Origin of the sequence: Flavobacterium psychrolimnae, from assembly GCF_003312425.1 — a bacterium.
GTDB lineage: Bacteria > Bacteroidota > Bacteroidia > Flavobacteriales > Flavobacteriaceae > Flavobacterium > Flavobacterium psychrolimnae.
Window position 1 is genome coordinate 151,184 of sequence record NZ_QNUX01000002.1, and the last position, 25,540, is coordinate 176,723.

A 25,540-nucleotide genomic window follows, 5' to 3' on the forward strand; every position below is an offset into this window, starting at 1 on the left:
AAAGCTATATAAATCTTTTTTCCTCTTTTTATTATTTTCGTCCGTTTACGGTTTTCCTCATTTTATTTCCATTACTTTTTCGTACTATTGTGAGAATAACATTATTATTAAAATCAATTTCTTTTGTCAACTAATAAACACGCTATAATTAGATACCAAACTCTAGACAAGTGCTTCCGTAACGTCGGAAGAAATTACTCTATTGAAGATCTTGTAAATGAATGCAACAAATCAATTTGTGAATATACTGGAAAAGAAGAAGGTATAAAGAAAAGACAGCTTTACGATGATATTAGATTTATGGAAAGCGATCAAGGCTGGAGTATAGAACTAAAAAAAGTAAAAGATGGTAGAAGAGTTTTTTACAAATATGAAGATTCAAATTTCTCAATTACAAATCAACCATTAAATGAAACAGAAGCTAATCAACTTAGAGAAGCTTTATTAACATTAGATAGATTCAAAGGTTTACCACAATACAATTGGATTAATGAAATAAATGCAAGGTTAGAATCTTCATTTAATTTAAAACAGCAAAACGATATTATAATCAGTTTTGAACAAAATGAATACTTAAAAGGATTAGAATATATTCCAGAAATTTATAATGCAATCCTATATAAAAAAGTATTACATATTGATTATAAGAATTTCAAAACGGAAAATTTAACTACTATTATAATCAATCCATATTATCTAAAGCAATATAACATGCGTTGGTTTTTATTTGGAAAATCGCAAGGCTATGAAACTATTACAAATTTGGCATTAGACCGAATAGAAAAAATAGATTCAGGTAGCCAAGTATATATGGAAACAGATATTGATTTTAGTCAATATTTTGAAGACATCATTGGGGTGACAATACCAAATGAAAATGTAGTAGACATTATTCTCGAAGTGGATAAAACACTAATTCCTTACATAACAACAAAACCATTACATGGTTCTCAAAAAATCAAAGAAAAAAACAATAATATTGAAGTTCATTTAAAGTTAATTCCTAATTATGAATTAGAAACATTGATTTTATCTTTTGGTGAAAAAATTCGGGTTGTAGAGCCAACTACTCTAGTTCAAAAAGTTAAGGATAGAATCAACAAAATGACAAAAAATTATTAGTGCACATGTAGCGCACATATCTGTTTTACTTTTACCAAAAAAAAATGTATGAGTGGATTTCACAAAATATTAAAGACTAGAAATCTAGATTTTCATACTGGTCAACCTATCTGGAAATATAATCTATCTGATTTTGAATTTAATCAGTTAAAAGAGCGTTTCAAAACTGTACAACGCATCTCTGAATTAGATCCTCGTACATGTGCTGTATATTTTGCAGAGTGGTGGAAAAGATGTTACAACGGAAAATATCCTTCTAAAGAAGAGATATATTCTTCAATTGGATATCCAACACTTTGTTTTGATGCAGATGAATTATATGAATTAGCGAAAAAAGGAGGCTACCTTTTAAAATACAAATGGATAAAAATACAAAATACACTATATCTAAAAACTTTATTACTGCAAGGAGGACTTCCTCTTAATCATATCAAAAATAATAAAGGAAAGTATAGGGATTTCCTTTTAAGTATTATTCATTTAAATCCACGTGAAATTGGTGATTTTTCTACGAATATGGATTTAATTAATCTGCTGCCTAGATCAAGTCAAAATGATATTATATATAGTAGTTGTTTAGAAATTGTACGTGCTGTATTGGATGAAGATGAAACTGAGTTATTGAGTTTTAAAGAGAACGAAGATTTAAAACAATTAACGGAGGACTTAATTATTGAAAGAGATAAAGGAAGAAAAACAAATAATGCTATTAAATTCAAATGGAACTTTAATTCTAAAAGTAACTCTTTTTACCTTAATACTCTTATTACATCAAGAATAGGAATTGATGAACTTAAATATATTTTAAATGATAACGAAATTGATTGCCAAAATGAATATAGATTATTTGTCGGTACTGATTTAGTCGCTAAGTTCATTAAAAGAAATAATGATACTTACAAAATTTTACAGTTCAAAGTTTTTGTCAATTTTGAGGAAAATTTTGAGACAGAAATTTATCTAATTGATAGTTTTGACAAAATTTATGACTCAAATCATTTACTTCATTCTAAGTTAAACTTGGATTCCCCAAGATTATGGGCAACAGATAATAATGAAAATTTTGTTTTGGAAAAATCTAGACATACCCATAATAATTTTGGATTTATAGTAGTAGATAATACGTATTCAATTGAAGGAAATATTGAAGAAAAAACAGATATTGAGATCAGCAATAAACCGTATTCGATAGTAAAATTTCAAAATGAAATTAATTTAAAGAAATCTGATGGAAATACAATTAAGTTTAAGACAAATACGGAGAATACATTTGATTGGACATTTTTAAGTGAAAACCCAAAATGGTTACTTAGAAGCAACCTAAATATTGTAAAAAACAACTTGAGAGTACTTGTTTTTGACAAAATGGGTTTAAGGATTAATAATCCAGATTTACAATGGAAGTCTGTTAATAAAGAGTCATGGAATTCAAAACACATATCATTAGAGTTAGGAGTTTTAGATATTAAAATCTCACATGATGGGATTGATGAGTTCGAAAGAGTTTTTAATATTGGTGATTTATGTTTGGCAACGAGTTCAGATAATAATAATCCACAGATTAGAGTAAATAACAATTCTTTCATTTTAGAAATATATAAATCGGATTTGTATGATGTCAATATAAATCTAAATAATATTGATTTTAAAATTGTAAATCCTTCAAAATTTCCAACTTCAATTAAAACTAGAATAAAAGCGAATAATCAAAGTTTAGGGCTAATTGCTGAAGTAATTTCACCTTTTCAAGGGGTTATATTAGTTGACCAAGAGGAGAATATTATAAAAGAAGAGGAAATATACCTAGATAAAATAAAAGGTTGGCGATTGATTGCACATTCTTTTGGGAAAGAATTTGAAGTCAGAATTTCTAATAACAAGAATCAAGAAATTATTATTTCAAAAAAGATCGAAAAAAAAATTAAGCCTTTATTTGAGTTTTATGATACTTTTAAAGCTCTTTTTCAGCTTTTTAATATTATCGATTGTGATAATTATTTAAAAATGGATATCTGCGAAATAATTCCAAATAGGAGAAGTAGAACAATTAAGAGCTACAAGATCAAACAGTTTTCAGAAACAATAACATGGGAAGTAAATGATGAAAATGTAATACGATTTAATGAGATTGAAAGTATAGATATTGCAAACAGTGTTTATGCTTTACCATTAGATTGTGATTTACAATATATTGATAAAGTTGAAATAAAAAAAGACTCTGACTTTTACTCAATTAATGCTACTAACGTTAATAAGTTTATTCTCTTTTCAGATAAGAATTCAAAATTCAAAATTAAACCTGAGTTTATATGTGTTAATCCAGATAATGAATTAACGTCAATTGATGATAGAAATAATAGAATTGTTAATTACTCGCAGCTACTTTTATCCGAAGATTTCAGCAGTGAAGTATGGAATCGGTTTTGGATTTATTATTATTTATGCAAAGAGAATGACCTGCCTTTTGCAACATTTGATATTATAAAAGCCATTACAACATCATCAGAATTAGCATCAAAAGCATTTGCCTTTTTAGCTATAAAATTTGATGTAAAAGAATACAGATTTTCTGGAAATGATTTTGTAGAATTAGAAAATGATTTAGGATTTTCTTTCCATTGGGTTAAGCTATCAGATTGGGAAAATATTTGTGAAAGTTGCCCAGAAATATTTGAAGCACTTGCTGTAATGCTAAATTTTAAATCGAACAAACTAAGCCTGTGTTTACTTCAAAAAAGGAACACCAATACTTTTGTGTTTAATGCAGAATTAAATAACGTTAGGCAACGATTGGGAGAAAGTGTCATGAGTCAACTTCCTTCTTATGATATTAGTAAAGACAGGAATAAATATACTAAACCGATACCTCAAAAGCAATGGCACGACCAAGTTAATATTCTTGTAATAGCACCTTTAACTGTAGCATCTTCAATAAACGGTCTTAATACAGGGTTATGGCATGTAAATGGCGATAATTTTAGGAGAAGAATTAAGTATGTAGAAGACCTTGATAAGAAATGGTATGAAGAATCATTAATTTATTATTTAAACTAAAAGCAGAATGAGCCAAGAAATAAAATTCAAAAAAATATATACTGAAATTCAAGAAAGATTAAAAGATTCTATTTTATCCCTTTGGGCAACAGGAGACGCTCAATTTCAAGACTATCTAACAAATTTATTTGAACAAGAAAAATTGCTCGCTGAGCCAGTTTTTCAAAATACATTTCCATGGACCCCTGCTAAAGAGTCTTTTGGTGATTTAAGTAATTTGTTTCAAACTAGTTTCATTGAAAAACTTGATAAAATTAAAGGAGAATATGAGTTTCCAAAAAATAGAAGTCCTTATGTCCATCAAATCACAAGTTGGAATACACTTTTAAAAGAAAAAAAATCTATTGCAGTTACAACAGGTACGGGTTCTGGTAAAACAGAATGTTTTATGTTACCAGTATTACATGATTTGTACGAGAATTGTCAAAACGAAATTGGTGTCAGAGCAATTTTCTTATATCCGTTAAATGCCTTAATTGGGAGTCAGAAAAAAAGAATGGGTGCCTGGGTAAATGCACTGGATGGTTTGAAATATGCAGTTTATAATGGTAATACCGATGAAGATTCAACGGCTGCTAAAAAAAAGGAAGCTAAGTCTGAATTAATATCAAGAAAGCAAATTAGAGAAACGCCTCCTCAAATTCTTTTCACAAATCCATCAATGTTGGAATATATTTTAGTCCGTGATAAAGATGTCCCGCTTTTAGAAAATTCTAAAGGGAAATTACGTTGGATTTTATTAGATGAAGCACATACATTAGTAGGTTCAGCAGCGTCAGAAATGGCTTTATTAATAAGAAGAGTTGTGGATGCTTTTGAGGTTGATATTAAAGACTTACGATTTGCAATTACTTCTGCAACTGTTGGTAGTGGTGAAGAAAGTGAAAAAAGCTTAAAAGAGTTTATGGCTAATCTATGTGGGATTGAAAAGCATCAAATAGAAGTAATTACAGGTAAAAGAGAATTCAAAAATCTTCCAGATACTTTTCAAATTGATAATAAAAAGGAAATTGAGCTTTTAAGAATAAAAGTATACAATGCAGATGCTATTAGATTAACTGAAATAACAGATAGTCTAAACGTAAAGAAAAGTTCTATATATGAAAAACTAGAAATTGTAGATACCATTGTTGAAAATAAAAATAATGATGTTTCTATTTTACCCTTAAGGACTCATTTGTTTTCTCGTGGTATCGGTGGTGTTTATGTTTGCTCAAATCCAAATTGTGATAAACATAAAGATTTTGATTCAAAAAGTGTAATGGGGACAATGACCACTTATGCCGAAAAAAACTGCTCGTATTGTAATTTTCCTATGTTTGAACTAGTGGCTTGTCGTTCCTGTGGTAATGAATTACTAAAAGCAGAAAAACAACTGGAAAGAAACGGCAATGAAGTTTTAACACTTTCAACATCAATCAGTCAAGATAATTTTGTTGTGGATGATATTGATAGTGATGATAATGATGAAATAAGTGCAACTACACAATCTTTTTTCTTTACGAAAAGAAATAATAATAAAAGATATGTTCCTCAAACATTGGAATTTGGTATTGATAATAATGGTAAAATAGATCGTAGTAAAGAAGTTTTTATTGAAGCGGATCGTGATGGTCAATGTGTCTGCCCTCATTGTTCAAATAATCTTGAAAATCCCTTACACTTCAGGATTTCTTCTTCATTTATGAACAGAATTTTATCAGATATATTTCTAGAGAATACTCCTGGTGCTGATGAAATCCGTTCTGAAATGCTTTGGGAAGGACATAAATACATTTCCTTTACTGATAGCCGTCAAGGAACTGCAAAAATATCAGCATTAATAAATATTGACAATGAAAACAATTGGATTCGTTCTCAAGTATTTCACAAGTTGTGGCAAGAACAATTAGGATTAACTGAAAATAATTCAAACGATGCTTTATTGAATATTCTAAAACAATCTTTAGAACACGCCACTAATTCAGTTCAAAAAAGAGCGATTCAAGAACAGATCGATATATTAAAACCTACTTCTACAGTAAATGCAAGATTATCATGGAAGCAATTATATGACTTTTTAAATTCTAAATCCGACTTAAAGACACTTTTTAAAAATAACAATCCACGAGAAGATAATTTCATAAATCTTGAAAAATATTCAAGAGCATTACTATTTGATAATTTTGCCAGAAGATTACCTAGAGAACGTTCTCTAGAAAATTTAGGAATGGTTAGTTTAGTCTATCCTGATTTAGACAATGTTCAATTGCCAAGAATTGCGGAGCAATATAATATTACAATTGAAGAATGGAAGAGTTTACTAAAAATTGGACTTGATTATGTAATTAGAAATCAGTTTTATTTTTTTATTGATAATTCTATGTATCCTTATTCAACATCATTTCTTAAAAGTTTTCAAATTCACAATGCGGATTCGTCTATAACAAATGCTAAAAAATGGCCTACATTCAAGAAAAATGAAGCTAGACCTAATAGACTTTCATTATTGTTATGTGCCGGGTTGGGTTATTTCAGTCTAGTTGAAATTACTAATAAGATTGAAGAAGATATCAATGAACTACTTCTTGAAATATGGAAATCGATAAGAGCTAATGTTTTAGAAATTGACGATACAGGATATAAATTAAATTTAGAACAAAAAACAAGACTTCAAATTCCCGAAGAGCTTTGGCTTTGTCCAGTCAAGAAACGTTTGATAGATACCCAATTTAAAGGTTTTTCTCCTTGGATTACGGGGTCTTTTACCGAAGATAATATCAGGCATTTTGAGATAAAGCAATCACAACCATACACATTTCCAAAATTCAATTTACCATTTAATAGAAATGAGCAAAATGAATTAGATCTTTCAGCTACAAAAGATTGGATTAGCAGTAATTCAGTAGATTGGAAGCAAAACGGTTTATGGAATGATATTCACGAAAAGATAATTTTAAATAGACCACTATATTTATCTGGGGAACATTCGGCACAACAAAATGAAAAAAGATTAAAGCAATTAGAAGATAAATTTGAAAAAGCAGAGATAAATATACTCAACTGTTCTACAACTATGGAAATGGGTGTAGATATTGGTGGTATCTCGACAGTGGTAATGAATAATGTTCCACCGGGTCCAGCAAATTATTTACAAAGAGCAGGACGAGCGGGGCGTAGAAAAGAAAGTAAATCAATAGCTTTTACAGTTTGTGCTCCAAATCCAGTGGGTTTGAATGCTTTTAATACACCAACTTGGGCTTTAACACACAAAATTGCACCTCCTTTTATTTCCTTTAATAGCTCACAAGTGATAGAACGTCACATAAATGCTTTCTTTCTTGGGAAGTTTGTACAAACTGATGAAGTAAAAGGAATTAGAGTTACCGATAAAATCGAAAGCTTCTTTTTTGATGAAGTAGAACCAATTGCCATAAAATTCGTAAGTTGGTTAATGAGCAATGAAGTGATAAATTTTTCAAATCAAGTAACTAATATTGTAAGAAATACAAGTTATGAAGATAAAAACTTCACCTATATTTTGAATAAAGTATTTTCAAATTTCAATCAAATACTTAATAAAGCTAGAAGTAAGAAAGAAGGTTTCGAAAGTAAACTAAAGGAGATGGAAGATGAATTTGGTAAAACCACCATCGCTTTTAAAGCTGTTAATATTCAATATCTACAGTTTCTTAATAAAAACGCATTGACTTTTTTGGCCCAAGAAGGTTTTTTGCCAACTGCAGGCTTGCCAACTGGTATTGTTGAATTTGACACAACGAATATTGAAACTTTAAATAAAAGTAATAATAGGAAAAAAGAAAATCCGTCATATTTTATAACAAGAGCATTGACGGAATTTGCACCAGGAAATAATATTGTTATTGATGGTATGAATTACCATTCTTCTGGGATTATTTTAGATGATAATAGAGGGAATCAAGCTTCCAAAGAAATAATCCAATTATGTAATTCTTGTGGGTATCAAAGAATTGTCGAAGTATCAGAAGGTCAGAATATTGAAACCGAATGTCCACATTGTCACAACCAAAACTTTAGAGGCTTAATTTCTGATAACGATGGGAACAAAGGTATTTTTACAGAAATGATTCAACCTGCTGGTTTTGCTGTCGATATTTATCAAACACCAAACAGGAAAATATCGGAATCATCAAGAATTCAATATGTTGATCCATTGTTGATTAATGTTAAGCCATGGGAGCAAAACAGCAATACTATTTACGATGTTAGAGAAAGTGAAGAGAATGGAGAGATTTTATACTATAATGTAGGGAATGGAAGTGGTTTTCATGTGTGTTTGCATTGTGGTAAAACAGCTTTGTCATTAGAAGAACTAATTGATCATAGAAGATTAAGAGGAGGTAAAGATGATAAGGGGGGGGCTGCATGTTCTGGTAATTTTTCAACATCAACCATAAGACCAAATGTAATTTTAGGAGGTCGCTTCAAAACGGATTTTTGTGAAATTAGAATTAGAGAAAATAATGCCTATTCAAAGAATGAAATTTTATTATATTCATTGGGTTCGGTTTTTGTGAAAGAACTTGCCAGTTATCTAGCTATTGAATTAGGGGAACTTGATTTTGGTATTAAGAGATATGATAATTATTCCACAATTTTCATCTTTGATACAACTAAAGGGGGTGCTGGATATGCTAATCAATTCTTTTTATATGCAGACGAAATTTTTAAACAATCTAAAAACAAGTTAGAATGTTTATGCCAAAATGCGTGTACAAAATGTTTAATTGACAGAAAAACACAATGGCATATCAATCTATTAGATAGAAATATTGCACTAGAATGGTTGAATAACATAAATAATTTTACAATTCCTGCTGAAATAATAAACAACTATCCTACAGCAAAGAGAATGATAGGAAGCATTAAACAAGAACTAACTAAATTAAACTACGCTTCAAAAATCAAACAAGTTTGGTTAACCGTAAACCCATTGGTACAAAATTGGGATTTAGATAGTATTTTATTTTTAGAGAATTTAAAAAGTAAATCGGTAGTCAATTTAGTTCTTAAAGGGGATCCCATAATTGCAAATAACCAAGATACAATGACATTAATTCAATTGGTGGCTAGGGGTTATAAATTATGGATTCAAAAGAATGTTGAAAACGAAGTATTGCCTACGGTTTCTTTTGTTCAACTACAAGACGGAACTCTTTACCAATATTTTGTAAACGATACTGTACATCTAGATTTAGATAATAATTGGGGAGAATCTAATAACGGAGAGCTTTATAGAGTAGATAGTACAAATATCGCCATTTTTCAACCATTAGAAACAGATAAATTAGTAAATACAGCGACTATTTTTGAAGCTTATCTTAATACAAATTCAGTTGTAAGTTCTGTAAATATTGCTGATGAAGTGCTTAATAAACTAGCGAATAAACTAGATTTAAAATCAAAAATGGGAGGGCAAAAGTTTGATGTATCCTATTCTGACCGCTATTTAAAAACACCATTTGCCTGTTTATTAATGCTACAATTCTTAAATAAACTGCAAGCAATATTAAATTTTGAAATAGATAATTTTACTTTTTATGGTCAAAAATTCTATAATGAAAGGACTCCAGTAAGGCTTTTCCACGAATTCAAAGATTATGAATCACGCGACAGTTACATAAAATTATTAAGTTATGAATTAGATGCATCTACGGTAAATACCGTATCTGATTCAATTCCACATTATAGATATTTCGAATTTAGTAATGATCGAATTAAAATAATAATTCGACCAGATGCAGGAGTAGAACATGGATGGAGACTTCATGATAATAATTTAAAAGTAGAAGATATCAATACTTTGAATATTCAATTTGGTATTATTAAAATGAACAATCACCCTATTTTATATACGATCAGTATTGAAAATATTTAACTGTGCAGATATACCGCACAAATAATAAATACATTTGCGAAGTAATTATTAAAACAAAGATTTATGTCTGATATGGTTGGTAAGGTAGAGAAAAAAATGCTGGATGAAATTTCAGAGAAAATTTGGTCCTCTTTTAATATTTTAAGAGGTGAGATAAGTGCTGATGATTTTCATTTAGTATTATTTTTATTAACTATCAAGAGAATTGGTTTTAAATATGAGTTTTTATCAAATCCTGTTGAGAATCAAGTTTCTATTCTTGATTTTTTACGACATTCTGATAATGTTAATGCTTCAAGTATTGTTGACATTTATGGCGTTTATGATTCTTTAATCTATCGTTTACCAAAGGAAAAACTCGTACAATTATATGAAGTTATAGACTCTATAGATTCTAAAATACTAGATGATAATTTCTTAGAAATATTTGATTTCATTTTATATAAGTTTTTACAATCTTTAGGTAAATTTTCAGGCGAATTTATTTTACCTATTGAGTTAAGTAGGTTCATGATAAATATTGCTAATCCTAAACACAATGCAATTATTTATAATCCGTTTGCAGGAGCAGCTTCTTTCGGAGTTTTAGCTCCTGAACAAAGTAATTACATAGGTCAAGAAATTAATCAAACAACATGGGTTGTAGGGGTTTTAAGATTATTAGCGACCAATTCATTTCATTCCAAATCATTAATTTTAGGAGACTCTATTAAACAATGGAATCCAACAAGCCTAAAGTTTGATTTAATTATTGCATCACCACCTTTTGGAATGAGATTACCTTTTGGAATATCAGGTAAATGGGGTACAATCAGAAACTTTGAAAATTTTGCGATTGAAAAAGGGTTAGATGATTTAAAGAATGATGGTAAAATGATTATTTTAGTTCCAGAAAGCTTCCTGTTTTCTAGTGGACAAATTGCAAATTTGAGATACCATTTAATTGAACAAGATTTAATAGAATCGGTTATTTCATTTCCAAATGGAATTTTGCATCATACTGCTATTAAAACTTCTGTTTTAGTGATTAATAAAGCTAAAAAAAGTAAAGGATTTATAAATTTCATTATTGCTGATGATTTTGTAATTAATGGTGTGAATAAATCTAAAACACTTAAAGATTTAGATTTTGTTGAAACTATTTCGAAAGGAAAAGAGAGTAGTTTTTTAAAAAAAATCTCCAATGAAGAGGTTAAATCGCATGACAGAGTTTTAGATTGTCAAAGATACTTTTTAGAAAATTTTGATGGTGTGAAATTGAATGAATTTGTCACTAGAATAAGAGGACAAAGATTCAATTCTGGTGAAAATGGTAAATGGGTTAAAATTAAAGACCTTAAGGACGATAACCATAATTTCTATTTAGATATTGATAAAATTGAAGAAATTCCATTTATCAGACGGGTAAGTAAAATTGAAGAGAGCTGTTTATTGATTTCTAAAATTGGTAGAACATTAAAACCTACTTTTTTTGAATTTAGTGGTGAATCAATATATATTAATGATGATATTTTAGCATTAAGAGTAGATAAGAAAATTGCCTTACCAATTTTTGTTGTAATGGAATTCTACAAAGATTATGTTATAGAGCAAGCCAACTCATTTAGAAAAGGGGCTGTTATACCATTTTTAAAAGTTTCTGATATTTTATCTATAAAATTTGATTTACCTAATTTGCTTGAACAGCAAAAACAATTAGATTATTTTATTGAATTGACTTCTAAACTTTATGATTTAGAGCAACAAAGAGACAATCTAAAGAGTGGTATTAAAAAACATCAATTTGACGAATTTGCTTCGTTAAAGCATTCTTTAGGAGCGCCAAGACAAAATATTTTATCAAATGCAAAAACTTTAATTAGATTTTTTGAGAATAATAATTCCAATGAGTTTAAAGTTGTTAATGCAAAGTTTTTTGAGCGTTATGGTATCGAATTGAAAGAAGTTTTTAATCAATTTAAAAATGATATTAATCAAATAAGTACTATTCTTGAAAAAGGAGAAAATGGTTTGTTAGTTAATGATTATAAGAAAGAACTAATTTCTTTATTTGAAATTAATGAATTTATAAAAGGGCTATCAAATAATGGTTTTAATTTCAAAATCAACCCCAAACCTTTGAGTGATGTTGATACTATTGAAAAATATTTAGAGTGTAATTTAACATTATTGAAAATCCTTTTTGATAATATTTTTACAAACGCAAATAAATATGCTTTCGATAGTTTCGATGAAACGAATGAAGTAGTTATTGAATTAGGATTAATTGGTAATCAATTAGAAGTTTCAATAAAAAATAATGGTAAACCTTTCCCAAAAAATTATAGTAAGGAAAAGTTTATTTCAAAATTTAGCACGAATAATGTTAATAAAGGAAAAGGCATTGGTGGTTACGATATTAATAGAATAGCCGCATATTTTGGAAATGAGGATTGGACTTTTGACTTAAATACTAATCCACTATATCCAGTAGTTTTTAAATTTTTATTCCCTATTAAAAATAGTGTAAATGAGCAATAAAGTATATAATATTCTTTGGGTAGATGATGAACATGAAGATATGCCTGCATTTAAACGGCTAGCTTTAGATTTTGATTTAAAATTGGTCCCGTTTAAATCTTTAGATGCTGGGATGGCTGAATTGGAAAGGAATTTAGTTTTATATGATAGTGTTCTGTTAGATGCAAAATTCTTTGAGAAAGAAGATGATGTTGCTGATACGGAAGATACAGATTATGTTCATAGGGCAAAGGAGCGTATTTTACAACTTCCAAAGAAATTTGACATTCATATTCTAACAGGTCAAGCTGAAGCTTTTGATAGTAGCGATTTTAAAAAAGCTTTTAAGAAAGTGTTTAAAAAAGGGATTTCTGAAGATGTAGAGGCATTGTTTAATAGTTTGAAAGTTTCGGCTGAAGGTCAGTTAGATTTTCAAATAAGAAATGAATACAAACGAGTATTTGAAATTGGTAACGAAAAGTATTTAGGTTCAAAAATTTATGAACCAATAAGCAATCTATTGAAACAAATTAAAACAACAAATGATTTTGAACCAACAAAAGATAATTTGTTGCCATTAAGAAAAATTATAGAAAACAGTTTTGATAGATTATTTGAATTGAGTATCATTCCAGAAGAAATCTATAAAACTGGGTTAAATCCAACAGTTAAGTTTTTGTGTAATAACAAAAATAATTCCGGATATAGTTTAGTTAAAGATTTTATGCATCCTTCTATGGCGTATTTCTTTGACAATCTTGTATTTATTACTCAAGATAGTCAGCACGATAAAAAAGGTTTAAAGCTAAATGTGGATGAGTATATCTCAAATATTAAATCTCCTTATCTATTCAAAAGTTTAGTTTTTCAACTATTAGATTATTTAATATGGTTAAAACAATTTATTGATGAAAATCCTAATAGAGAACTTAATGCAAATTTATGGATCAAGGATAAAAATATTGAAATAGCAACAAATGAGAGTTATCGAATGGGGCAATTGGAGCAGGATGAAAAAGGACATTATCATATTGGGAAATATGTTTTACAATATCGCAAAATTCATGGAAATTATGATATTGGTGATAAACTTGAAATTACCAAATCAATAGAAAACACAAGTACAACAAAAGATAAGTATCCATTTTTTGCAATAAGTTTTAAACAAATATAGTTTATATTGATGTAGACGCATTCCATATACTGGTTTTTCCTTTACAAAGTAAACCAATAAAAAAATTAAATTATGGCTGGCAAAATTTCTATCCAATGTACTGAATATGTTACTTAAATTGATGTAAATGATATTCTAAAACACCAATTAGATGATAAAATATGACTAAAGTACCAACAGAAAATGAGCGAACAAGCAAAAGAAATGATATTTAAAAAGGAAGCTTTGTAAAAAGTCAAAGCCAATTTTTAAGCAAAAAAGAAACAAGAAAACGAAATTTTGCTAATAGTTTAGAACAATATAAAAAGTATCTGGAAAAGAAATTACTAGAAAGATTAAAAAAAGTGGAAGAGGAAAGCAAAGATAGAGTGGTTATATGCAATTTCATGGCCAAGTAATGGAATTAGCTAAAGAAGATTGGCTAGCTACTTAATTCTCATTAGCTACGATTGACGGAATAAAAAAGGGTCTAATTGACCATAGTTACAGCTCCAAATGCACAATCTCATAAACGTATGATTAAAACCTTAAGAAAATGGGGAGTTTATATGGATGAAGTTTACTTTTTAGGAGGTTTCGCAAATGATAATATTTTAAAAGCAATGAGAACAAATTTTCTTCGATGATCAAGATTATAATTTAGTAGAAAGTTCAAAAGTAGTACCTTCGGCGCAAGTTCCATATTTGAGCACTTCAAAATTAAATTCAATATCACAAAATAATTAAACATACCCAATGATCACAGGCGACTTAAAATCTCAAATAGATAAAATCTGGAACGACTTCTGGACAGGTGGAATATCAAATCCTTTAACGGTAATTGAACAATTCACCTACCTTATTTTCTTGAAACAACTGGACGACAAACAAATCCTTATTGAGAAAAGAGCCAATATGCTGGGAGTAACTACCGATAAGCCCATCTATTCTCCTGAACAAAGGGAATTACGCTGGAGCAGCTTCAGAGACAAGGATTCAGAAGTGATGTTTGAACTTTTTACACGTCCGCAACGTCATTTGAATGATGTTACCGTTTTTGATTTTATGAAAACATTAGGTAAAGATGGCGGTGCTTTTACCGAATACATAAAAGGTGCAACCTTTATGATTCCAACGGCAAAATTATTAGACCGTGTGGTACAACAAATTGACAAACTGCCCTTAGACAACCGCGATACCAAAGGAGATTTATACGAATACATGTTAGGCAAAATTGCCGAAGCAGGAACTAACGGGCAATTCCGTACCCCGCGCCATATTATCCGTATGATGGTCGAGATGACCCAACCCAAAAAAGACGATACTATTTGCGACCCTTCTTGTGGAACAGCAGGTTTCTTGGTGGCTGCTTCTCAATTTATTCACGAAAAACACGAAGACTGGTTTATAGAAGAACAATTCCGCGAACATTACAACAAAAATATGTTCAACGGCATAGAAATCGATCCCTCGATGATGCGTATTTCCGCCATGAACTTGCAATTGCACGGCATGGAAAACCCAACGCTTATTGGTAATTCTGCCTTGAGCGAAAGCAACGCCATCAGCAGTCAGTACTCGTTAATCTTGGCTAATCCACCGTTCAAAGGGGCGCTGGATTATGATGAGGTAGAAAGCAGTTTACTAAACGTAACCAAAACCAAAAAAACCGAATTACTATTCTTAGCTTTGATTTTGAGAATGCTAAAACTTGGCGGGCGTGCTGCCGTGATTGTGCCCGATGGTGTGTTATTTGGTAGTAGTGGGGCGCACAAAAGCATTCGTAAAGAATTGGTAGAAAACCAACAACTGCAAGCCGTAATCTCCATGCCAAGCGGCGTTTTCAAACCCTATGCCGGAGTAAGCACTGCTATTTTATTCTTTACTAAAACCAACTCGGGTGGTACGGATACCGTTTGGTTCTATGACATGCAAGCTGATGGATTTAGTCTGGACGACAAACGCAACGCTCAACTCTCGGAAGAGGTATTTGAACAATGTTTCGCTGATCCGGAAAGTGTTTTAGAAGAGTTTAAAGGCAAATGCGACATTCCTAACATTTTGTTAGACTGGAAAAAGTTTACTAGCGGTGTCACCCTGAGCGCAGTCGAAGGGCAAGATCGTACTCAAAAATCCTTTCTAATCCCAAAAGCCGATATTGTAGCCAACGATTACGACCTGAGCATTAACCGCTACAAAGAAATTGTCTATGATGAAGTGGTCTATGATAAACCCGAAACACTCATTGCTGACATCAAACAACTAGATTATGATAGAGCAAGAGCACTGGAAATGTTAGAACAATTGTTGAAGTAACGAATTTTGGGGTTGCCAACCCCAAAATTAGGCAGATGCCAACTGCCCAATTCAAAACAACATTAAAATACTATTATAAAGAAGAATGCTATGACAAATTTTAATTCTTTAGCCGAATCCATACAACATACACACGCTATTTTGCAACAAGAAGCTGTAAAAGCGGTTAATATTTCTATGACCGTTCGTAATTGGCTGGTTGGTTTTTATATTGTTGAATTTGAACAAAATGGAGAGGATAGAGCAACGTATGGAAATAAGTTATTGGCTAACTTAGCCAATACAATTGCTATTAAAGGATTAACATCCCCCGAATTATCAAGATGTAGGCAATTCTACAACACCTATCCTTTTTACGCACCAATAATTTATCAGAAATATAATCATTTGATTACTGAAAACATTTTGCGGATGCCATCCGCAAAATTCAAATTAGAAGAAAAAACAATTCTTGGGTTGTCAACCCAAGAATTTCAAAACGATGGTAAAAACATTCTTGGGATGGCATCCCAAGAATTCCAAAGTAATGATATTGAACTATTAGAGTATAATAAAAAAGTAATTCAACGAATTTCTTACTCCCACTTTATAGAGCTTATCAAAATAAAAGACCCAACACAAAGACAGTTTTACGAATTACTAATTTTAAAAACGCAACCCTCAGTTGCACAATTAAAAAAACAAATTCATTCTCTGGCATTTGAAAGAGTCGGTTTGTCTCAAAATAATGCCTTGGGATTCGAAGAATTGTTACAAAAAATTGAGCCTTCGAGCCCAATAGATTCCATAAAATCCCATTATATTTTTGATTTTCTAAAATTAGGCAACTACAATTTAATAGAAGAAAACACGCTCGAACAAGCATTGATAAACCATTTACAGGAATTTATTGTAGAACTAGGAAACGGCTTTTGCTTTGAAGCACGACAAAAGAAAATCCTTATAGACGAGGAAAACTATTTTGTAGATTTAGTTTTTTATCACCGAATTTTAAAATGCCATGTTTTAATAGAACTGAAAGCGGATCAATTTAAGCACGAGCATTTATCACAGCTCAATACGTATGTTTCCTATTACAGGGAAGAAGTAAAACAACCCGATGACAACCCGCCAATAGGTATTTTGTTATGTACCCAAAAAGGAACAAAACTGGTAGAATATGCCCTTTCCGGAATGGACGAAAAACTGTTTGTGTCTAAATATTTACTGCAACTGCCTAGCAAAGAAGTATTGCAAGCCTTTATTGAAAATGAACTAAAGCAATTGGAATAATTGGCGGAGAAAGAGGGATTTTAGCTCCTGGTTAGATTCCTACTCAAAACAAAATAGCAGAGAGGATGGGATTCGAATACCGCGACAGGGTTCGAACCAGAAACCCTAAAGTTACAACTTGACCTTGACTGGATTCAAACCTATAACCTTAACAGTTATATTGTAATCGCAGAAGTGGAGCTTGTCATCCCGAGCGCAGTCGAGAGACGAACCTTTGAACGCCTGCTTAGAAGGCAGGTGCTATAAACATAATCCTTAAAAAAACTTTTGAAAGGGTAATTAGCATAAAGATATGGAATTAACAGTAAATGAACGAATTGCAAATAATGTTGAAGTAATGCAGAAAGTTAGACTAAAACATATAGTAAAAATATCAAAAGGGAAAAAATCCATTGAAGTAAACTCATCCAATTTGAGGTATATTCAAATTGGAGATCTAAGGAATGACAATAATCTTAAATATGCTGAACATAGCAAATCTAATGTTCTTTGCACAAAAAATGACGTTTTAATTGCTTGGGACGGCGCAAATGCTGGAACAATTGGATATAATCTTGAAGGTGCTGTTGGTAGTACTTTAGCCAAATTAGTAATTAATGATAATTACAAAATATTTCCGAATTTTTTAGGTAGATTTTTACAAACTAAATCCAAAAGCTTAAGAGATAATTGTTCTGGAGCAACAATTCCGCACATTTCAAAATCAGAACTTGAAAACATAGAAATCCCCCTTCCTTCGCTACTAACCCAACAAAAAATAGCCGAAATTCTCGACACCGCGGACCAATTGCGCCAATACAACAAGCAACTTATTGAAAAATATGATGCCTTGATACAAAGTTTGTTTATGGAGATGTTTGGGGATCCGGTGAGGAATGAAAAGGGATGGGAAACGGTACAAGTTGAAAGTGTCGCTTCAAAAGAAAAACATAGCATCAAAGCTGGTCCATTCGGTTCTTCTTTGAAAAAAGAATTTTATGTTCAAAATGGATATAAAATATATGGTCAAGAACAGGTTATAAAAGACAATATGTCATTTGGTAATTATTATATTGATGAAAAAAAGTATAAAGAATTAGAGAGTTGTAAAGTAAAAAATGGAGATGTATTAATTTCATTAGTTGGTACTTATGGTAAAGTTTCTATAATTCCAGAAGTATTTGAAAAAGGCATAATTAACCCTCGATTAATGAAAATTTCTCCAAATAAAAATATTATTAGACCCGATTTTTTGAAATTTTTACTGCAAAGTTCTCACGTAGAAAAACAATTAAAAAATCATTCACGAGGAGGAACAATGGATATCATAAATGTCGGTATTATTAGAAAAATATTCATTCCATTACCACCTCTCAAGATCCAAAATTTATTTGCAGAGCGAGTACAAATGATAGAAGCCCAAAAACAACAAGCCCAAGAAGCTTTAGCAAAAAGCGAGAATTTGTTTCAGAGTTTGTTGCAACGGGCGTTTAAGGGGGAGTTAGTGTAATAAAAACAAAGGCATAAATATGGAAACACAATCAGTACTTAAAATCAAAACTTTGCGAGATCAAATCAAAGGAAAGTTAACTTCATTTGACCCTGTTCAATTCTACAATACCAAATTTGGTAACGAAAATGAATACAACGGAAAAAGTATTTATTTAGGTCTTGATGCTATACTGGTTGATATTTCCTATTTTGTTAAATCGCATAATATTTTCATTCAGGCTTCAACCTTAGATGAAAGAAATGAGATAGCAAACGATCTCGACTCTATCCTGAGCTATATTCAAATACCTCAATCTCTGTTTCAATACATTGATAGTTTAAAAGTCAAACTACGAAAATATAATCTTCGTACCAATATTGCAAGATGGGAATTATTTCAAGAAGCTAACAAAGGACTTTTGGAACAAAGAGATGAGTTTCATCAAGCTTTAAAATTCATCAATGAAATTAAAGAAAAAGCAACTAATTCAAATACTTCCGTTTCTGAGAAATTAGAAGCCATTACTAAAAAGTTCGAAGATCTTGAAAAAAAAATTGAGGAAGTTGATGAGGTAAAAATTGAAATAGTCACTAATTCTGAGAATTTAAAAACCATAAATACAGGACTTCTAAAAGTTAAAGACGAAGCTGACGAAAACCTTGAAGGTATTGTTGAAAGTTACAATGAAGTAAAAAGCAATGAAAAGGTTATAAATTCTTTTGCCCAAAAAGTTCAGGAAAGAGACAATCGTTTAGGAGAATTACAGCAATTAACCGAAGAAAATAAACAGAAACTTAACGACTATGATATTGAAAGAGCTAAAATACTGGAAGATGCAAAAAAATTAATTGAAAGTGCTAAGACAGCTTTAAATTACAAAACTGCAGAAGGAATTAGTGAATCATTTCAAACACAATTAAAAGATGCTCGTAAATGGTATTTTTCAGTTTTATGGATTTTAGGTGCTTCCATTTTTATAATAACAGCAATATTGTTAGGCATTTGGGTAGCTTTTGACAAGACAAATGATCTTCATTTAATTATTGGGAGAATCGCTTTGATTCCACTTCCAATTATTGCAGCAGTATTTTGTGCCAATCAATACGTAAAACAAAAAAATCTTATTGAAGATTACGCCTATAAAATGGTTTTAGCCAAATCAATAGTTGGTTTTTCAGAACAACTTAAAAAAGATCCTTCTGACGATAAAGGTGAATATATCCATTACATGAAAGTAGCTTTGGAAGAAATTCATAAAGACCCATTGAGAAAAAGAGATCAAAAACTGGTGGAGAATAAAATTGAAAATTTTTCAATAAAAGAGATTCTTGAAGTTGCAGAAAGAATGGTGAAAATTGGAAAGTCTTAATTGACTATTTAATCCGCATTAGACCACAAATAAATAAAAATAGATAAGCGGATATAAATCCCGAATATCAATATAAGAGACAAACAGCCACTTTGGATTTATATTCTAGTTACAAAAAAAATGAATTATAAAGATATTCTCCATCAAATTGAACAAAGCCAAACAAACACTTTTTGTACTTTAGATATATTTCTGAGTTCTGGGACATTGATATTACCGAAATACCGAAGAGGATTATATTGGCTATGGACTCGTTTAGATTTAGTGGTACAAAATCAAATAAAGGAAAATCATAAGAGCGAAGTCCCGATTACAAAGTTAGTGCAACAGCGTTCTGGGCTGGCACATATCTGCGAAGTAAAAAAAGATGATTTCACAATTGTTTACAATGGCAAAGGTGGATATCTCAATAATCCAAGAAGTTTTGGTCTTAGGGAGCGAATTTTACAAGAGTTGAATTCTAATGACTTTAGAACAGGAACATTAAATATTTGCAACCGGAATTTTAATAGCGCAGACTGGGCGGTGAGTTTTTTTGATTTTGACGCTCAGGAAAATCATGAGATTGTACAATTATTACAAACGGATAATGCTTATCAAGAATATGCTGCTGATATAGAAAAGCTTTGGCGTTTGGAATTTGGTCATCCTATTTTATGTAGGTATTAATTCGAATTTATATGAAAAATACCATGAAAATGCAATCTACTTTTTTTGAATCATTAATGCTTGCTGATGCGGAGCGAATTCATTCGCAAACACTTGCATGGATATTAAATTTGCATGAAACTATTTTTCCGAAACAAGAGAAAAAATATTTTTTTAAAAGTTTGTTTAATTTATCAAACAATATCATAATTGAGGATAATTATTTTGTTGGTACCGAGATAAACAATCTTGATATTGTTATTAGAACCAATGACACTACTTTGGTCATAGAAAATAAACTTAAGTCATCAGAACACAGTTTTCAGTCCGACAAATATTTAAATGCACTTCCAGTTAATTTAAGAAGTTGTGAAGAGAATACCTACTTTGCTTTTCTATCATTGACTGCAGAATCTCCAAAAAACTCTAGATGGATCTCAGTTTCATTTGAAAATTTGTTAGAAAGTTTACAGTGCATACAATGGAATAAAGAGGACAGATCTTATACTTTTATTGAGGAGTATATAAAGACTCTCGAAAATTTGGTGGGTGCTTTTAATCATTTTATGCAAAATCATCACGAATACGAAACTGTATTTATGGACGGTCATAAGAAAAAACATGAAAAAGATCCAGAAGATGAAAAATATAAAAGTTATTCAAAAAAAGAGTACATACGTAAGAATCAATTGGAAACAATTTTTCAAAAAGCATTTATAAAAAAAGTAGTTTCTGATTTAAATCTTAAAGATTATCATATATCAGAAACCCATGGTGTTGCATTATTACAAGTAAATAGGAAAAAAATTATTTTAGGAAATAAACCATTCTTTTTAGGCTTTCAATTTCAAGGTAATACTTTAAAAATAAACTTTGCAGGAGAAGAATATGGGAAATCAAAAGCTAATCAAATAACTAATGAAATGATTGCTGTTTTTGAATCAGTTTTCAAAAATAAAAATGGTTTTACTAGACTCAACAAGCCTAAGACTAAAGCATATATGTCAGTTTCCAAAAAGCTTGACAAACAACTTTTTGAATATAATATGGATGAATTGAAAGTGTTTATCCAAGTAATTTTACAAAATTTGGATATTTTTCTTCCTGAATTGGAAAGTAAGTTAAAAGAATTATGTAAAACTTAATTCACAATATGATTTTAAACAAAATAGGCATTTTACAAATAATGTAGTATTTTAGTGGCATCAATAAAAAACCATGCAAAGCAACTTTACCTTTCTTCAACAAGAATTTCCAGAAATCTACCGAGAAATTGCAGATGCCGAAAAACACACGTTTACAGCACCTCGTTATGCGGCTCTGTTGTGCAGAAGTACATTAGAGAAAGCATTATTTTGGTTGTATAAAAATGATGAAGATTTAGAGTTGCCTTATGATACCAAATTAGGTGCCTTACTCCACAACGAAAGTTTCAAAAACATACTCAAACCAAGTATGCTAATGGAATTGGACATTGTGCGCTTGAATGGTAACAATGCAGCTCATGGAAAAACCGTTAAGGCTTTAGACGCATTGCAGTCTTTGAAAAACAGCTTTCGCTTTTTGACTTTTTTAAGCAAATATTACAGCGAAAATAATCCTGATATTTCAGAATTTGATGAAAAAGTAATTCCATATGGAGATACCAATGATAAAAACACAAAACAGCTCCAGGCTCTTGCCGAAAAGCTGGAAGAAGAGCGTGCTGAAGCGCAAAAAGCATTAAAAGAACAAGAAAAACTAGCCGCAGAAAACGATTTACTGCGCAAACAATTAGAAGCACAATTGCAACTCATTGCGGAACGTAAAGAAGAACGTTTTCAAGAAATAACGGTAGAACAAGCCATTCCGGAATTAACATCCGAACATCAAACACGCCTTATACTAATAGATTTACTATTAAGAGAAGCAGGTTGGGATAAACTGAGAGAAGGGCGAGAAATAGAATTTGAGGTAACCGGAATGCCATTAACAACAAATCCATCAGGAAAAGGTTTTGTAGATTATGTGCTATGGGGCGATAATGGTTTGCCATTAGCAGTGGTAGAAGCCAAAAGTACCATTCACTCTGCATCCAAAGGAAAGCACCAAGCCACTTTATATGCAGATTGTCTAGAAAAAAGCACGGGGCAACGTCCTATTATTTTTTACAGTAATGGTTTTGAAACTCACATTTGGGAAGATACTTTTTATCAAGACAGAAAAATACAAGGTTTTTATACCAAAGAAGAATTACAAGTTCTTATTGAAAGACGTTTTGCACGTAAAGATTTAAGAGAATTTGGTGTAAATACAAATATTGCCGGAAGATATTATCAACTGGAAGCCATCAAAAGAGTAGCGGAACACTTGGTAACCACCAACCAAAACAAACTCAGAGGAACGAGCAGGAAAGCTTTGTTGGTGATGGCAACCGGAAGCGGAAAAACAAGAACCGCAGCGGCAATGGTAGATATGTTTACCAAATGCAATTGGGCAAAACGAATATTGTTTCTGGCTGATAGAAATGCCTTGGTCACACAAGCCAAAAATGCTTTTAAGGAACATTTGCCGCACTTGTCAGCCATTGATTTAACTAAAGAAAAAGAAGATAATGGTACCAGAGTCGTTTTCTCTACCTACCCAACCATTTTGAATAAAATTGACAGTCTCAAAAGCGAAGACGAACGCTTTTATGGCGTGGGGCATTTTGATTTGATTATCATCGATGAAGCTCACCGCTCCGTATATCAAAAATACCAATCCATTTTTAATTATTTCGATTGTATTCTGATTGGTTTGACTGCTACTCCTAAAAAGGAAATCGATAAAAACACCTATGGTTTATTCGAAATTGAAGACGATAATCCAACATATGCTTACGAATTAAACAAAGCGGTTGCGGATAATTATTTAAAACCGCCAAAAGCTTTTAAAATCCCACTGAAATTTCCAAGGGAAGGTATTGTATATGATGACCTTTCAGAAGAAGATCAAATACGTTTTAAGGAACTATTTGGTGTTCAATTTGGTGATGAAAACCAAGTTTGCAATGTGGATAAAAGCAAGATCAATACCTGGTTGTACAATACCGATACCATCGATAAAGTATTAGACTATTTGATGACCAATGGACAAAAGATTGCTGGAGGTGATAAACTCGGAAAGACCATTCTTTTTGCGAAAAACCATAAACATGCCGCTTTTATAGAAGAACGCTTCAATAAAAATTATCCTCAGTATGGTGGCAGTTTTCTTCGGGTAATTGATAATTACGAAGATAAAGCGCAAGACTTATTGGAGAAATTTTGTTTTGATAAAGGCGACGAAAAAGAACCTCAAATTGCCGTTTCCGTAGACATGATGGATACGGGCGTTGATGCGCCCAGAGTATTAAACTTGGTGTTTTTTAAAGAAGTAAAATCATATTCAAAATACTGGCAAATGATTGGTCGAGGTACCCGTTTGTGTCTGGATATTTTTGCACCGGGAATAGACAAAGAATATTTCTTAATCTTTGACTTCTGTGGCAATTTTGAATATTTTGGAGACAATCCAGATGGTGAAACACAAAAAACTGCCCTTTCATTAGCACAACAAACCTTCAATACAAAACTGGAAATTGTGATGGCAGTTCGTCAGTTACAAGACCCAACGGAGGAACAAGAACACATTCAAATTCAATTTACGGATGATTTACACCAATTAGTGGATCATTTAAATGAGGCCCTTTTTGAAGTCCGCAAACACTGGCGTTATGTTTTAGAATATAAAAACAGAGCGAGATGGAACAATTTGTTACAAGGTGATGTGCTCAATATACAAAGCAATTTGTCTCATTTAATAGATTATAACCAAGACAAAGACGAATTTGCCAAACGATTTGATTTACTCGTTTACAAGTTGCAACTGGCATTGATTACCGGTGATAAAGCACAAGTAAGACACATTAACAATGTGTATGACATTGTGAACATGCTATTTACAAAACGAAATATTCCTGCCGTTCAAGCAAAAATTTCAACTATCAAACAGCTTCAAAATGAACAATTTTGGAGTACCGTTAATGTGCAACAATTGGAAGTAATCCGTCAAGAACTTCGTGATTTAATCCAGTTCCTAAAAGATGAAAAGAAACTCGATCCTGTTTATACTTCATTCACAGATGAACTTCATTTAGACATGGTGGAAGAAGTAGACCTTTTGGCTACTTACACTTCACTTCAAAGTTATAAAGACCGTGTGGAAGCCTTTATAAGAAAAAACAAATCTCATTTAGTAATTGATAAATTATATAAAAACTTGCCCATTACTATGAATGAATTGGAAGTGTTGGAACAATTTCTGTTGAAAGAAGCTTTGGAAAGCAAAGACCGTTTTATTAAAGAATACGGTGAACAACCGTTAGGTAAATTTGTTCGAAATATCATTGGTTTAGATATTGAAATAGCCAATCAATTATTTGCGGACTTTATCTCCAAAGGAAATTTGAATGGCAATCAAATTACGTTCATCCAAAAAATAATCAATTATCTCAACCAAAAAGGGGTAATAGAAAAACAATTACTGACACAAGCCCCTTTTAATGAACATCACGATCAGGGTGTTTTTGGGATATTCCCGGAAGAAGATCAAGTCATGAAAGTGATTCAAGTCATCAATCAGGTCAATGAAAATGCCATGTTTGCATAGTAATGATCTAGTTTACAAAAATATTTTCCTTCCCATTTGGACAGCCTTTTCATAGTGAAAAGCAAT

Annotated in this window: 13 protein-coding genes; all 13 read left to right on the top strand. The window is 31.1% G+C overall.

All coding sequences use genetic code 11. From position 1 onward, the window contains the following. Positions 1 to 123 precede the first annotated feature (123 nt). The 13 genes from DR980_RS02935 to DR980_RS02995 all read left to right on the top strand — a co-directional run bounded on the left by DR980_RS02935 (position 124) and on the right by DR980_RS02995 (position 25,474). Positions 124 to 1,122, top strand: a complete 999-nt coding sequence (locus DR980_RS02935) for a helix-turn-helix transcriptional regulator (protein WP_113633773.1) — start codon at positions 124 to 126, stop codon at positions 1,120 to 1,122. 48 nt (positions 1,123 to 1,170) lie between these two features. Further along, positions 1,171 to 4,176 (top strand): hypothetical protein, encoded by a 3,006-nt coding sequence (locus DR980_RS02940; RefSeq protein ID WP_113633774.1) that lies wholly within the window; start codon positions 1,171 to 1,173, stop codon positions 4,174 to 4,176. Positions 4,177 to 4,183: 7 nt separating this feature from the next. Then, positions 4,184 to 10,075: a DEAD/DEAH box helicase gene (locus DR980_RS02945; protein WP_113633775.1), complete on the top strand. Its 5,892-nt coding sequence runs from the start codon at positions 4,184 to 4,186 to the stop codon at positions 10,073 to 10,075. Positions 10,076 to 10,138: 63 nt separating this feature from the next. Then, positions 10,139 to 12,595 carry an N-6 DNA methylase gene (locus DR980_RS02950; protein ID WP_113633776.1) on the top strand — a complete coding sequence of 819 codons (2,457 nt, stop codon included), beginning with the start codon at positions 10,139 to 10,141 and terminating at the stop codon, positions 12,593 to 12,595. Then, positions 12,585 to 13,748 (top strand): hypothetical protein, encoded by a 1,164-nt coding sequence (locus DR980_RS02955; RefSeq protein WP_113633777.1) that lies wholly within the window; start codon positions 12,585 to 12,587, stop codon positions 13,746 to 13,748. The genes DR980_RS02950 and DR980_RS02955 overlap by 11 nt, the downstream gene beginning before the upstream one ends. Positions 13,749 to 14,221: 473 nt before the next feature. After that, entirely contained in the window at positions 14,222 to 14,374 is a 153-nt protein-coding gene (locus tag DR980_RS16405; protein WP_208630784.1) for a 5'-nucleotidase, read from the top strand. 109 nt (positions 14,375 to 14,483) lie between these two features. Then, positions 14,484 to 16,043 carry a class I SAM-dependent DNA methyltransferase gene (locus tag DR980_RS02965; protein ID WP_113633778.1) on the top strand — a complete coding sequence of 520 codons (1,560 nt, stop codon included), beginning with the start codon at positions 14,484 to 14,486 and terminating at the stop codon, positions 16,041 to 16,043. Positions 16,044 to 16,133: 90 nt separating this feature from the next. Beyond that, positions 16,134 to 17,315, top strand: a complete 1,182-nt coding sequence (locus tag DR980_RS02970) for a PDDEXK nuclease domain-containing protein (RefSeq protein WP_113633779.1) — start codon at positions 16,134 to 16,136, stop codon at positions 17,313 to 17,315. A 292-nt stretch (positions 17,316 to 17,607) separates the two neighbouring features. Beyond that, the gene (locus tag DR980_RS02975) at positions 17,608 to 18,804 is read left to right on the top strand and encodes a restriction endonuclease subunit S (RefSeq protein WP_113633780.1); all 1,197 of its coding nucleotides are present in this window, start codon (positions 17,608 to 17,610) and stop codon (positions 18,802 to 18,804) included. Positions 18,805 to 18,823: 19 nt separating this feature from the next. Beyond that, positions 18,824 to 20,155 (top strand): coiled-coil domain-containing protein, encoded by a 1,332-nt coding sequence (locus DR980_RS02980; protein WP_113633781.1) that lies wholly within the window; start codon positions 18,824 to 18,826, stop codon positions 20,153 to 20,155. Between the two features lie 120 nt (positions 20,156 to 20,275). Then, the gene (locus tag DR980_RS02985; RefSeq protein WP_113633782.1) at positions 20,276 to 20,824 is read left to right on the top strand and encodes a hypothetical protein; all 549 of its coding nucleotides are present in this window, start codon (positions 20,276 to 20,278) and stop codon (positions 20,822 to 20,824) included. A gap of 11 nt (positions 20,825 to 20,835) precedes the next feature. Further along, positions 20,836 to 21,948, top strand: a complete 1,113-nt coding sequence (locus DR980_RS02990; RefSeq protein ID WP_113633783.1) for a PD-(D/E)XK nuclease family protein — start codon at positions 20,836 to 20,838, stop codon at positions 21,946 to 21,948. A 73-nt stretch (positions 21,949 to 22,021) separates the two neighbouring features. After that, the gene (locus DR980_RS02995) at positions 22,022 to 25,474 is read left to right on the top strand and encodes a DEAD/DEAH box helicase family protein (RefSeq protein WP_113633784.1); all 3,453 of its coding nucleotides are present in this window, start codon (positions 22,022 to 22,024) and stop codon (positions 25,472 to 25,474) included. Positions 25,475 to 25,540 lie beyond the last annotated feature (66 nt).

Coding starts and splice junctions, on each gene's coding strand:
- DR980_RS02970 (WP_113633779.1), top strand. CDS start 16,134: ATGACAAATTTTAATTCTTTAGCCGAATCCATACAACATACACACGCT.
- DR980_RS02965 (WP_113633778.1), top strand. CDS start 14,484: ATGATCACAGGCGACTTAAAATCTCAAATAGATAAAATCTGGAACGAC.
- DR980_RS02945 (WP_113633775.1), top strand. CDS start 4,184: ATGAGCCAAGAAATAAAATTCAAAAAAATATATACTGAAATTCAAGAA.
- DR980_RS02955 (WP_113633777.1), top strand. CDS start 12,585: ATGAGCAATAAAGTATATAATATTCTTTGGGTAGATGATGAACATGAA.
- DR980_RS02950 (WP_113633776.1), top strand. CDS start 10,139: ATGTCTGATATGGTTGGTAAGGTAGAGAAAAAAATGCTGGATGAAATT.
- DR980_RS02980 (WP_113633781.1), top strand. CDS start 18,824: ATGGAAACACAATCAGTACTTAAAATCAAAACTTTGCGAGATCAAATC.
- DR980_RS02995 (WP_113633784.1), top strand. CDS start 22,022: ATGCAAAGCAACTTTACCTTTCTTCAACAAGAATTTCCAGAAATCTAC.
- DR980_RS02990 (WP_113633783.1), top strand. CDS start 20,836: ATGAAAAATACCATGAAAATGCAATCTACTTTTTTTGAATCATTAATG.
- DR980_RS02985 (WP_113633782.1), top strand. CDS start 20,276: ATGAATTATAAAGATATTCTCCATCAAATTGAACAAAGCCAAACAAAC.
- DR980_RS02975 (WP_113633780.1), top strand. CDS start 17,608: ATGGAATTAACAGTAAATGAACGAATTGCAAATAATGTTGAAGTAATG.
- DR980_RS02940 (WP_113633774.1), top strand. CDS start 1,171: ATGAGTGGATTTCACAAAATATTAAAGACTAGAAATCTAGATTTTCAT.